Annotated in this window: 17 protein-coding genes; 15 read left to right on the top strand and 2 right to left on the bottom strand. The window is 28.0% G+C overall.

Translation table 4 applies throughout. The features are described from left to right. Window positions 1-3: 3 nt before the first annotated feature. Both T388_RS0100655 and T388_RS0100660 read right to left on the bottom strand, forming a co-directional pair. Window positions 4-1,881, bottom strand: coding sequence for an AAA family ATPase (locus T388_RS0100655; protein ID WP_027120419.1), 1,878 nt, complete (start codon window positions 1,879-1,881; stop codon window positions 4-6). Then, complete coding sequence (locus tag T388_RS0100660) at window positions 1,882-2,682, bottom strand: hypothetical protein (protein WP_027120420.1); 801 nt, start codon at window positions 2,680-2,682, stop codon at window positions 1,882-1,884. It abuts the gene before it with no gap. A gap of 125 nt (window positions 2,683-2,807) precedes the next feature. Between T388_RS0100660 and uvrB the strand changes: the two genes are divergently transcribed. The 15 genes from uvrB (at window position 2,808) to rplE (ending at window position 12,254) form a co-directional block, all read left to right on the top strand. Next, a complete protein-coding gene (uvrB, locus tag T388_RS0100665) occupies window positions 2,808-4,793 on the top strand; it encodes an excinuclease ABC subunit UvrB (protein WP_027120421.1) in 1,986 nt (661 codons plus the stop codon). 394 nt (window positions 4,794-5,187) lie between these two features. Next, window positions 5,188-5,496 carry a 30S ribosomal protein S10 gene (gene rpsJ / locus T388_RS0100670; protein ID WP_027120422.1) on the top strand — a complete coding sequence of 103 codons (309 nt, stop codon included), beginning with the start codon at window positions 5,188-5,190 and terminating at the stop codon, window positions 5,494-5,496. Between the two features lie 80 nt (window positions 5,497-5,576). Then, on the top strand, window positions 5,577-6,410 hold the full coding sequence (gene rplC, locus T388_RS0100675; RefSeq protein WP_027120423.1) for a 50S ribosomal protein L3: 834 nt from the start codon (window positions 5,577-5,579) through the stop codon (window positions 6,408-6,410). Window positions 6,411-6,412: 2 nt separating this feature from the next. Then, on the top strand, window positions 6,413-7,420 hold the full coding sequence (gene rplD, locus T388_RS0100680) for a 50S ribosomal protein L4 (RefSeq protein WP_027120424.1): 1,008 nt from the start codon (window positions 6,413-6,415) through the stop codon (window positions 7,418-7,420). After that, on the top strand, window positions 7,420-7,911 hold the full coding sequence (gene rplW, locus T388_RS0100685; protein WP_027120425.1) for a 50S ribosomal protein L23: 492 nt from the start codon (window positions 7,420-7,422) through the stop codon (window positions 7,909-7,911). The genes rplD and rplW overlap by 1 nt, the downstream gene beginning before the upstream one ends. 60 nt (window positions 7,912-7,971) lie before the next feature. Further along, a complete protein-coding gene (gene rplB / locus T388_RS0100690) occupies window positions 7,972-8,817 on the top strand; it encodes a 50S ribosomal protein L2 (RefSeq protein ID WP_027120426.1) in 846 nt (281 codons plus the stop codon). Next, window positions 8,817-9,092 (top strand): 30S ribosomal protein S19, encoded by a 276-nt coding sequence (gene rpsS, locus T388_RS0100695; RefSeq protein ID WP_027120427.1) that lies wholly within the window; start codon window positions 8,817-8,819, stop codon window positions 9,090-9,092. Before rplB ends, rpsS begins: the two co-directional genes overlap by 1 nt. Continuing rightward, window positions 9,092-9,433 (top strand): 50S ribosomal protein L22, encoded by a 342-nt coding sequence (gene rplV, locus T388_RS0100700; protein ID WP_027120428.1) that lies wholly within the window; start codon window positions 9,092-9,094, stop codon window positions 9,431-9,433. The genes rpsS and rplV overlap by 1 nt, the downstream gene beginning before the upstream one ends. 9 nt (window positions 9,434-9,442) lie before the next feature. Next, window positions 9,443-10,117: a 30S ribosomal protein S3 gene (gene rpsC / locus T388_RS0100705; protein WP_027120429.1), complete on the top strand. Its 675-nt coding sequence runs from the start codon at window positions 9,443-9,445 to the stop codon at window positions 10,115-10,117. Continuing rightward, a complete protein-coding gene (gene rplP, locus T388_RS0100710) occupies window positions 10,095-10,520 on the top strand; it encodes a 50S ribosomal protein L16 (RefSeq protein ID WP_027120430.1) in 426 nt (141 codons plus the stop codon). The genes rpsC and rplP overlap by 23 nt, the downstream gene beginning before the upstream one ends. Then, entirely contained in the window at window positions 10,520-10,729 is a 210-nt protein-coding gene (rpmC, locus tag T388_RS0100715) for a 50S ribosomal protein L29 (protein ID WP_027120431.1), read from the top strand. Before rplP ends, rpmC begins: the two co-directional genes overlap by 1 nt. Then, window positions 10,729-11,001, top strand: a complete 273-nt coding sequence (gene rpsQ, locus T388_RS0100720) for a 30S ribosomal protein S17 (protein WP_027120432.1) — start codon at window positions 10,729-10,731, stop codon at window positions 10,999-11,001. Before rpmC ends, rpsQ begins: the two co-directional genes overlap by 1 nt. Further along, window positions 11,001-11,369 (top strand): 50S ribosomal protein L14, encoded by a 369-nt coding sequence (gene rplN / locus T388_RS0100725; protein WP_027120433.1) that lies wholly within the window; start codon window positions 11,001-11,003, stop codon window positions 11,367-11,369. The genes rpsQ and rplN overlap by 1 nt, the downstream gene beginning before the upstream one ends. 10 nt (window positions 11,370-11,379) lie before the next feature. Beyond that, window positions 11,380-11,706: a 50S ribosomal protein L24 gene (gene rplX / locus T388_RS0100730; RefSeq protein ID WP_027120434.1), complete on the top strand. Its 327-nt coding sequence runs from the start codon at window positions 11,380-11,382 to the stop codon at window positions 11,704-11,706. 2 nt (window positions 11,707-11,708) lie between these two features. Then, window positions 11,709-12,254, top strand: coding sequence for a 50S ribosomal protein L5 (rplE, locus tag T388_RS0100735; RefSeq protein WP_027120435.1), 546 nt, complete (start codon window positions 11,709-11,711; stop codon window positions 12,252-12,254). Window positions 12,255-12,256: the final 2 nt, after the last annotated feature.

Below are 12,256 nucleotides of genomic sequence, written 5' to 3' on the forward strand. Positions count from 1 at the left end.
CTTTTACATTAGTACCAATATATCTAATATTTTTTTGAATTCTTTTTCTGATTTTTCAAATTTCTTATTGTTTATATCTTCAATTTCTTCTTTTGTATTAAGAGCAATTTCTGGACTTTTATTATTATTTGGTAATTTATCCTTAAAAACTTTCTCAATTTCTTTTCACTTTTTATTAATATCGCTTAATTTAATTAATTTTATATGATTTACTTTAGCATTTTCTGATCCTTTTACATTGAACAATTTAACAGCTAATTCAAATTCATTTGCTTTTTCATCACCATCAATTAACAATAGTGGGTTACGAACAGATTTTGATAATTCAGTAATGTCTTCAACATCAACTTCATCTCGTCCTAATCCATTTATTGGTACAAAAATTAATTTTTTATAAATATCATTATTTGTTTTTTTAATTAACCTATTAGCCATTCCTGTTAAATACAATACATCACTATGACCTTCAACATATATAAGTTGTGTATATTCATTTTCTAAAAGTGATTCTTTTGTAGTAAGTAATAATTTAGATAACATTTCAATTGAATCTTGTGTATTTTTTTTAAAAAAGAATTCAAAATAATTGTGAATTTCAGATCCATAATCATTTTTTCGTATAACTCTAATTTCTTCTAGATTTCGTATATTTATTCAAAATGATGAATGAGTCGAGAGAACAAATAAAATGTTATTATTTTTTCCAATTTTTTTTAAACTCTCTCTTAAATTCTTTAAAATTAAGCCATTCAAATTAGTTGCGGGTTCATCCATATAAATTATTTGTCTTTGATCATTTGTTTTTATTGTAATCAAATAAACTAGTAATGAAAATAATCATTTAAAACCTAGGGATTGCGTATTTATATCCTCATATATTTCTCTTTTTTTACCATAAATACTGCGTAGTTTCAATTCAATATTTTTTCTAGTTTTTAAATAATTGCATTTAAATAAATATTTTTTATTAGTTCCTACAATTTCATTTATTTTATTCGAAAAATCATTTAAATAATTATTTATTTTTTCAGTTATTTTTATTAAATTATCGATATCTGATAATTGAAAATAATAAGATATTTCTTCAATTATATTTTGGTCATATGAATTTAGTATTTTTATTAATGTATTGGTTTTCTCATTGTCGTTATATTTTTTAATTTCGTTAGCATTAATTATTAAATTATTTGTAATTGATGAATCGTACTCAAATTTTATAGGATTTTTTAGACATAAAGTTTTATTATTTTCGTATCCTGAATGGTAGGATGGATTTATAAATTTATTTTTTTCTTCTAAAGATAGTTTTTTACTAATTTCTTCTATAAACAATTCTAATTTCATATATTCAACAAAATCATTGACAATAATTTTTTCATTGTTTATTATTTTTTTGAATATTTTTATAAAAATATTATTTAAATAAAAGTGTATAGTTTTCAAATCATATTTGTAATGGCTAATTAAATCTCTAGCATAACGTATTAATTTTTCAACATTTTTTGATTCAAAATAATTAATTTGTTTTTTAAAAGAAAATAATTGTTTTTTTAAATAATGATTGTCAATTGGCCCTTTATTTTTATCGCAATAAACAAATTGAAAATATTTATAATTATCATCTTCTTCGAAATAATAGAAATATACTTCATCATTTTCATTCATATTATATGAATCATAGCAACAATGAATTTTTTCTTTATTTCCAAATTCTTCTAAAACAGATAAAGCACTTAAAACATTTGATTTTCCTGAATTATTTTCACCAGTTAATATTAGTAGTCCTTGATTATTTTTGGAATATTCTAGTACTAATTCAGAAACTTTTTTATTTTCTTTGTCGCCTAGAGATTTTCAATTATTAAAAAATATTTTTTTCATTTATTTATCCTTTTTCTTCTTGACATTTTTTATTTTATTTTGAATTTGTTTAATTAGTGCTTTAATATTTGGTTTTGCATTTGAATCAAAATAATTGGTAACCAAATTTCTAAAATTTGATAGTAAATTATCAAAACAATGCCCGTTTCATATTTCGTCTAAAACCATTAGAAAATTTTTTTTAGATTCGCTTATGTTCTCATCTTCTAGCAATAAAAATATTTCTTTTAGTTTCTCTTCATATTTAGTTTTTTTATTTTTTATAAATTTATTTATATTTGTTTTAAATTCTTTAGATAATGAATATTCACTATTATATTTTCTAAAAGTTGAAATTATATTTGAGTCTTTATAATTTGTTAAAAAATTTAAACAATGTTCAAGTGATAAAGATTTATTTTCTTTTCGTTCCATAAGCTTAAATAAAATTGAATTTATTTCTGAAGAAATTGTTATTAAAATTGAAGCATCAATTTTTTGGAATTCTTTTTTAGTTTTAACTTGCAATAATTTACTTTTAATTATTTTTTGAGTTTCTAAAATATTTGAATTTTGTAATTTGGATTCATTTTTAATTAAAAGACATAAAAACTTTATGTAATTGTCGATAGTTAAATTGTTTTCGTGTTCTAAAAATTCGAATATTTTTCTATATTTATTATTACTTGTTTTATTGTTATTTATATATTTAATTAGTTCATTATAAGTTTCAACAGTATTTAATTCCATGTAATAGGAAATCATTTCTAAATTTAAATCTGAATCACTTATTTTATTTAATAATTGACTCTTTTTATTCATTAACACCCCTTTTTCTATTAAATTATATTTTTTTATTTTAATTATTTATCTTTTTTACTAAAAATACTTTAAATTAAGAATTATTGAGAAAATTTATATGTATTGTTTTATACTATAATATTAATATGTCAATTTATAAATTAGTATCAAAATATAAACCTGCTGGTGATCAACCCCGAGCAATTCAAGAATTAGTACAAAATATTAAAGATGGAATGAAATATCAAGTTCTAAAAGGGGTAACAGGTAGTGGTAAAACATTTACTATTGCAAATGTTATAAAAGAGTTTAATCGTCCTATTTTGGTTCTTTCACACAATAAAACTTTGGCAAGCCAATTGTATAGCGAATTAAAAAGTTTTTTTCCTGAAAATAAAGTTGAATATTTTGTATCATATTTTGATTATTATCGTCCTGAAGCCTATATTCCTGAAAGTGATTCGTTTATAGATAAAACAAGCAAGCAAAATAAAGATTTAGATGCTATGAGAATGAGTGCTGCTAACTCTGTATTAACAAGAGATGATACTATAATTGTTGCTTCTGTTAGTGCAATATACGGAGCTTTGAATCCAAAGGAATATTATTCATCTATTATGCCAATAAATGTTGGTATGCAAATTTCTCGACAAGATTTTTTAAAACAATTGGTATTAAAAAATTATCAAAGAAATGAAGTTGACTCAACTTTAGGAAGTTTTAGTTCTAAAGGCGATATTGTGTTTATTAGACCAGCTCATGATGATCAATATTTAATTAGAGTAGATTTCTTTGGTGATGAAATTGATTCAATTAAAACAGTTCATCCTGTGACAAAAGAAGTTTTAGAAAGTTTTAAAAAATTCACTATTTTTCCTGGTGATGCATACACTGTTGATCACGATGTTATTAACGAAGCATGTTTAAAAATTCAACAAGAATTGCAAGAAAGAATTAAATATTTTACGAATAATAACAAATTATTAGAAGCTCAAAGAATTAAAGAAAGAACTGAAAAAGACATAGACTCTTTAATTGAGTTTGGCATATGCCCTGGAATTGAAAATTATGCTCGCTATATGGATAGACGTGAAGAAGGGGAAAGACCATATACATTATTGGACTATTTTATGAATAAAAAACCAATTTTATTCATCGATGAATCTCATATGATGATACCACAATTAAATGGAATGTATAGAGGAGATAGAGCAAGAAAACAAACACTTGTTGATTATGGTTTTAGATTGCCAAGTGCCTTAGATAATAGGCCACTACGTTTTGATGAATTTGAAACAGAATTTGATTTTCAAACGGTTTATATTTCTGCAACTCCTGCTGAATATGAATTAAATCAAACACATGGCTTAATTACTAGATTATTTGTTAGACCAACAGGATTATTAGATCCAAAAATTGAAATTAGATCTTCAAAAAATCAAGTCGAAAATATTTACGATGAAATTCAAAAACAAAAAAATAATAATGAAAGAACGTTAATATTAACAACAACAAAACGCTTTGCTGAAGAATTAACTAGACATTACTTAGAAAAGAATGAAAAGATAGCTTATATTCATGCTGATCATAACACTTTTGAAAGAAATGAAATATTACGTAAATTGCGTAAGGGTGTTTATGACACTGTAGTTGGAATTAATTTATTGCGGGAAGGAATTGATTTACCAGAAGTTAGTTTGATTATTGTTTTAGATGCTGATAAAGAGAGTTTTTTTAGAAATACTCGAAGTTTAATTCAAATTGCAGGACGAGCAGCTCGTAATAGTAATGGTCGAGTTATATTTTATGCAGATAAAATTTCTAAAAGTATGCAAGAAACTATTGATGATAATTTATACAAAAGGGAATTACAAAAAAAATATAATAAAAAACATAATATAATTCCGCAAACAATTGTTAAGCCAATTCCCGAACCTATACAAGGTGATGGTTTAGAGGGTGCTATTCAATTTTATTTTAATAATGAAACTAAAAAAGATAAAACCATTTCTAAAAATGAAGTTATTAATAAACTTCGTGAGCAAATGAATCAAGCTGCCAAGGAATTGGATTATGAAAGAGCTATAGAGTTAAGAGACATAATATTAGAATTACAAGCTAAAGATAAATAGATTTAATAATTTTTTAGCTTGTTTTTTTATATCTGAAATATATACAACTCTTTTCGGTGTATCTTTTTTAAAAACGATTAAAAATTATAGAAAACATGTTTAAGGCAATAAATAAAGAAAAAATGATTATTTTTATCAAAAAGTTCAAAATTAAGAAAAAAATATATGTTTTTTTAACTTTTTTAGATATATAAATTTTTTGAAGTTTTAATATTATTATCTATATATAAAATTATTTAATTATTTGCTTTCGTTTTTTAACTTTTTTTATAGAATTAGAAAGCAACTATTACGATGAAGCATAAGGTTGTTAATTTGCCAAAATGTTGTTGAGGACAAGTTAAGTAATTTATGTGGAGTAAAGTTCAAAGTAAAGAACAAAAGGAGACAACACATGAGTAAATTAAATATCAAAGTTAAAAGTTTTGATCATGCTTTAGTGGATTTCGGTGCAAAAAAAATTGTTGAAATTGCATCAAAAAATAACATTAAGGTTAGTGGACCAGTTCCTCTTCCAACAAAAAGAGAAGTGGTTACTATTTTAAGATCAGTACACGTTAACAAAAAATCTCGTGAACAATTTGAATCAAGAACATACCAAAGATTAATTACTTTAATTGATCCTAGCGATAAAGCTTTGGATCAAATTAAAAGATTTGAATTACCAAGTGGTGTTGAAGTTCAAATTTCACAAAAAAGATAAAATCCATCTTGTTTTAAACAAGCGATGGTCATTATGTTGAAATGAATCAACTAATGTACAAATTATTTAAGGAGACTATTATGAAAGGAATCTTAGGACGTAAAGTTGGAATGACTCAAATCTTTACTGAATTCGGTCAAATTTTACCAGTTACAGTAATTGAAGTTGAACCAAATGTTGTTACTAAAGTTTTAACCGCAGATAAAAATGGTTATGTTGCAACCCAATTAGCTGTTGGTGAAAGAAAACAAAATCAAGGTAATAAACCTTTAAAAGGCCAATTTGCCCAAGCGAAAACAACACCTAAGCGCTACGTAAAAGAAATTCGTGACATGTCTGGTTACGAATTAGGACAAAGTGTTAAAGCAGATATTTTTGCTGTTGGAGAATTAGTAGATGTTACTGGAACTTCAAAAGGTAAAGGATTTGCGGGTACAATTAAAAGATGAAACCAACACATTGGACCTAAATCTCACGGTGGTGGTGGTGGTAGCCAACCTATTAGACAAACAGGATCATTAGGTGATATTGCCGGTAACCGTGTTTTCAAAGGTATGACAATGCCTGGACATTTAGGAGCTGTTAGAACTACAGTTCAAAATTTAGAAATTGTTAAGATAGATATTGAAAATAATTTAATTTTAGTAAAAGGTTCTATTCCTGGACCTAAAAAGTCATATGTGATTATTAAGGAAGCTGTTAAAGGTTTACCAAATCACGAAGGTGTTAAATTAGTTGATGTTAAAGAAGTAATTAGAATGAATGAATTAGTTGAACAAGCTAAAAAATACAATATCGAAGTACAAGTTGGAATGCATTCAAGTGAATTAGAACCTCTAATTAAAGCTGCCGAAGAAGCAGAAGAGGCTAAAAAAGTTCAAGAAAAAGCACAAGAAGCAGAAGGAGATAAATAATCATGGCTGATACTAAAAAAACTAAATTATCAGTAGCTAATGATGCAAAAGAAGTAAAGAAAACTTCTACTGCGAAAAAAACAGCAGCTGCTAAATCAACCAAAACTAAAAAATCTACAACTGCAAATTCAACTTCAAAAGCAGAAGCAAAAGCTCAGGAAACAAAAAAAACAAGAGCTACTAAAAAAATTGCAGCAGAAATCAAATCTGAAAAAGCTAAATCAGCAACACAAGAAGTAAAAAATAAAGCAGCAGTTGCAGCAAAAGCTAAAGCAGAAATTGATGAAGTTAAAAAAGCAGCTGCAGCAACTAAACGTACTGCTAAAACTATTACTTCAACAGATACAAAATTATCAAATGTTAAAATTAAAGGTGCTAAAAGAGCAACTAATGAAAAATTTACAAAAGTTATTATTTTAGATTTTGATAATAAAAAATTACCTAAAGAATTATTTTCATCAGAAAAAATTTATGAACAAGCAATTTTTGACACCATTATGTCTGAGAGAGCATCAAGACGTCAAGGAACACATGATGTTAAAAATCGTGCAGAAGTTCGTGGTGGTGGTAAAAAACCTTGAAGACAAAAAGGTACAGGACGTGCACGTGCAGGTTCTACAAGATCACCAATTTGAGTAGGTGGTGGTAGAGCATTTGGTCCTACACCAGAAAGAAATTACACACTTAAGGTTAATAAGAAAGTTAAAAAAGCAGCATTTATTAGTGCTTTAACAATTCTTTCAAATAACCATTCAGTTGTTATTGATGATTTTAAATTAGCAAAAATCTCAACACAAGCAGCAGCTAAAAAATTAATTAGTTTAAAAATTCAAAATCTAAAACATATTTTGATTGTTACAAATGATGAAATTGTTTATAAGTCTGTAAATAATTTACCAAATGTTATTTGTGTTAAACCAAATAGTGTTTTAGTTGAACAATTAATTTGAGCAGATGCATTGGTATTATCAAATGAAGGATTAAAGATCTTTGAAGGGAGAATTAAATAATGGAAGTAACACAAATTATCCGTAGACCTATTCTTACTGAAAAGTCTAATATTCAACAACAAAATAATACTTATACATTTGAAGTAGCTTGAAATGCAAATAAATTTCAAATTAAAGAAGCTATTGAATTTATTTTTAAAGTAAAAGTTGCTAAAGTAAATACTCTTAAAGTTGATAAAAAATATAAAAGAGTAGGACGTTTTGAAGGTTTTGAAAACCGTTATAAAAAGGCTATTGTTACTTTATCAGAAGGTGTTATTAATTTCTATCCAAACGAAGTAGAAGCACAAGATAAAGCAGATAAGAAAGCTAAAGAAGTAGCTAAGGCAAAAGAAGCTGAAAAAGCAGATGCTAAGGCAAAAGAAGCTAAATTGGCAGAAAAAATCGCTGCTAAAAAAGCTGCTAAAAAAGTTGATGCAAAATCAACTACAACAAAAAAAGCTTCAACAACTACAAAAAAAGTAGCAAGAAGCGGTAAAAAAGAAAAATAGAGGATTTAATTTTGCTTAAAAGAAAAAATTCCTCAAATATTTTTAAGCAAGGAGAAAGAAATGGCAATTAAACATTACAAGCCAACTACGAATGGTCGTCGTAATATGTCATCTCTTAATTACAATCAAAATTTAAGTGGTCACGCACCAGAAAAATCTTTAATGGTTATTCTTAAGAATAATGCTGGTAGAAATAATCAAGGTAAGATTACAGTACGTCATCACGGTGGACGTGTTAAGAGATATTACAGAATTATCGACTTCAAACGTAATAAAGATAATATTTCAGCAAAGGTTAAATCAATTGAATATGATACAAACCGTTCAGCTAATATTTGTTTATTAGCATATGCTGATGGAGAAAAAAGATATATCCTAGCCCCACAAGGGATTAAAGTGGGACAAACAGTTATGTCAGGAACTAATGTTGATATTTTAGTGGGTAATACATTACCTCTAGCAAATATTCCTGAAGGTACATTTGTACATAATATAGAAATGCAACCAGGTGGTGGTGGCATTATTGCAAGAAGTGCTGGAACTTCAGCTCAAATCTTGGGTAAAGATGAAGATGGAAAATACGTTGTATTGCGTCTAAAATCAGGCGAAATGCGTCGTATTCTAGCACGTTGTCGTGCAACTATTGGAACAGTTGGTAATGAAGAACACTCATTAGTTGATCTAGGTAAAGCAGGACGTAATCGTCATAAAGGTATTAGACCTACTGTACGTGGTTCTGTTATGAACCCTGTTGATCACCCTCATGGTGGTGGTGAAGGTAAACAACCTGTTGGACGTAAAGCTCCTCTTACCCCTTGAGGTAAAAAAGCTCTTGGTGTTAAAACACGTAAAACTAAGAAATCTTCAAATAAATTAATTTTAAGAAGAAGAAAGGATGCTAAATAATGGCTCGTAGTTTAAGAAAAGGACCATTTGCTGACGAACATTTACTTAAAAAAGTAGATGCTATCGTTGAAGGTAAAGCACCTAAAAAACCTATAAAAACATGATCAAGAAGATCGACAATTTTTCCTAATTTTATAGGTTTAACATTCCAAGTACATAATGGTCGTCAATTTATAGAAGTTTATGTAACAGATGACATGGTTGGTCATAAATTAGGAGAATTTGCTCCTACACGTACCTTCTCAGGTCATGGTGCAGATAAAGGTAAGAAATAATGGCTCAACAAGCACAAGCACATGTAAAAATGCAACGTATTTCTGCTCGTAAAGCTAGATTAGTTGCTGATTTATTTAGAGGCAAAGACATTCGTAATGCTTTAGGTATTCTAAATAATACAAACAAAAAAGCTTCAAAAATATTTATTAAACTTCTAAACGCAGCTGTTGCGAATGCAACAAACAACCATGGAATGGATGCTTCAAAATTATTTGTAAAAGAAATCTTAGTAAACGAAGGACCAACATTAAAAAGATATCAACCACATTCACAAGGTCGCGCATTCTCAATTTTAAAACGTACATCACACATGACAATTACATTAGAAGAAAAGGAATAGGTAAAAAGTATGGGACAAAAAGTTAATCCAAATGGCTTCCGTTATGGAGTTACTAAATCACACAATACAGTATGATTCAGCGAAAAGAAAAATTATGGTGAATATTTAGTTCAAGATGCTAAAATCTATAAATTCTTCGACAAATTAGTACGTAAATATCAAATTGGCCAAGTGGAAATTAAAAGAAATCAACAAAATAAAATAACTGTTTTAATTCACTCAGCTACACCAAATAAGTTAGTTAGTGAAGGTGGTACAACCATCGACAAAATGAATAAGGATTTACATAAATACCTTAAAAATAGAACTCTTGATATTAATTTACAAGTTGTTTTACTCAAAAATCCTGAACTTAATGCACGTTTAGCTGCAGAAGCTATTGCAATAAGATTGGAAAATCGTGAAAGTTTTCGTATCGCTCAAAAATCAGTGATTAATGATGCTTTAAGAGGCGGCGCTAAAGGTATTAAAACTGCTGTTAGTGGTCGTTTAAATGGAGTTGACATGGCTCGTACAGAAGGTTATAGTCGTGGCGAAATGAAACTTCATACTTTAAGACAAAATGTTGACTTTGCTCGTGCAACTGCCCGTACAACATATGGTGCAATTGGAGTTAAAGTTTGAATTTCAAAAGGTGAAATTTTGGAAGGAGGGTCAAGAGATGCTTCAACCAAAAAGAACTAAATACCGTAAACCATTTCTAGTTCATCATGACAAACGTAAAGCTCACAAAGGTAATACAGTTGCATATGGTGAATTTGGTTTACAAGCAATTACAAGTGCATGAGTTACAGCTCGTCAAATTGAAAGTGCACGTATTGCTATTACCCGTCGTATGGGTCGTGAAGGACAAGTTATTATTCGTATTTTCCCTCACTTTGCTAAAACTTCAAAACCTATTGGAGTTCGTATGGGTTCAGGTAAAGGTACACCTGAAAAATGATATACACCTGTTAAAGTTAATACAATGATGTTTGAAGTTTCAGGTGTTAAAGAAGAAATTGCTCGTGATGCACTTCGTTTAGGTGGTCACAAATTGCCAGTTAGTTGAAAAATTGTTGCTAAAAATGAAGGAGGTCAACAATAATGCTTTATAAAGATATTAAAGGTAAAAGTGTTGAAGAACTTCAAAAATTAATTGCTGACTTAAAAGCTGAATTATTTACATTACGTTTTCAAAATGTTACAGGTCAATTAGACCAAAGTCATAAAATCAAAGTTGTTAGAAAAGATATCGCAAAAGCTTTAACAGCTTTAAATGAATTAAAAAGTCAAGAAGCAAAAGGAGCTAAATAATGGAAAGATCAACACAAACTAGAAAAATTTTAACTGGTCGTGTAACCAAAGTTAGAGGCGATAAAACAATTTTTGTTGAAGTTGAAAGCTATAGATCACACTATCTTTACTCAAAACGTTTTAGAACAACAAAACGTTTTGCGGTACATGATGAAAAATTATTAGCTAATGTAAATGATATTGTAACAATTATGGAAACTAGACCACTTTCAAAAACAAAACATTTTCGTTTAGTAGATATTAAACATAAAGCTACTGAAGGAGAAAAATAATGGTTATTGAATTATCAAAATTAAATGTTGCTGATAACTCTGGCGCAAAACAAGTTGGTGTTATTAGAGTTTTAGGTGGTTCTAGAAAAAAAACAGCTAATATAGGTGATGTAATTATTTGTTCAGTTAAAAAAGCTTTACCAAATGGTTTAGTTAAAGAAGGTCAAGTGGTTAAAGCGGTTATTGTACGTAGTCGTTATGGAATTAAACGTGACAATGGTTCACATATTAAATTCGATGATAATGCTGTTGTATTAATTAAGGAAGACAAATCAATGCGTGGAACTCGTGTTTTTGGACCTGTAGCACGTGAATTACGTGATCGTGGTTATTTGAAAATAGTTTCATTAGCTCCTGAAGTGTTATAAGAGGTAATATATGAAAGTTAAATTTAGAAAAAATGATGAAGTCGTAGTTATCGCAGGAGATAATAAAGGACAAGTTGGACGTATAATTCGTACTGACTTAAAAAACAACAGAGTATTTATAAAAGATGTTAATATGGTAACAAAACATGTTAAACCAACTCAAGGTCAAGATGGAACCATTAAACGTACAGAAGCTCCAATTCACGTTTCAAATATAGCTATTTTAGTTAAAAAAGCAACAAAAGAAAAACCAGCTACATTTAGTAAAGTTGGATATAAATTCGATAAAGACAATAAAAAAGTTAGAATTGCTCGTAAGACCAAGAAGGAATGATAATTATGAATTTAAAAGATTATTACACAAAAACAGTTGTACCTGCATTAATGAAAAAATACAATTATTCTTCAGTTATGCAAGTACCACGTTTAGAAAAAATTGTTTTAAATATGACTGCTGGTAAAGAAGTAACTAACTCAAAAGCTATCGAAGAAGTATTAAATGAATTAACAGCAATTTCAGGTCAAAAACCATTTCAAACAAAAGCTAAAAAATCGAACGCTTCATGAAAATTACGTGAAGGTATGCCTATGGGTGGAAAAGTAACTCTTAGACGTGATAGAATGTGAGACTTTTTAGAAAAATTAATTAATATTGCAATGCCACGTATTCGTGATTTCCGTGGTGCAAATCCTAAAGCCTTTGATGGTCGCGGGAATTACTCATTAGGAGTAAAAGAAGAAATCATATTCCCAGAAATCGAATTTGATAAAATTCGTAGAATTAAAGGTTTAGATGTTCAATTAATAACATCAGTAAATAGTGATGAAGAAGCAAAAAGTTTATTAGAATTAATAGGTATTCCATTCGCTAAAGGAGAAAGATAATT

The sequence above is a fragment of the Mycoplasmopsis lipofaciens ATCC 35015 genome, assembly GCF_000686585.1.
GTDB classification, from domain to species: Bacteria; Bacillota_I; Bacilli_A; order Mycoplasmatales; family Metamycoplasmataceae; genus Mycoplasmopsis; species Mycoplasmopsis lipofaciens.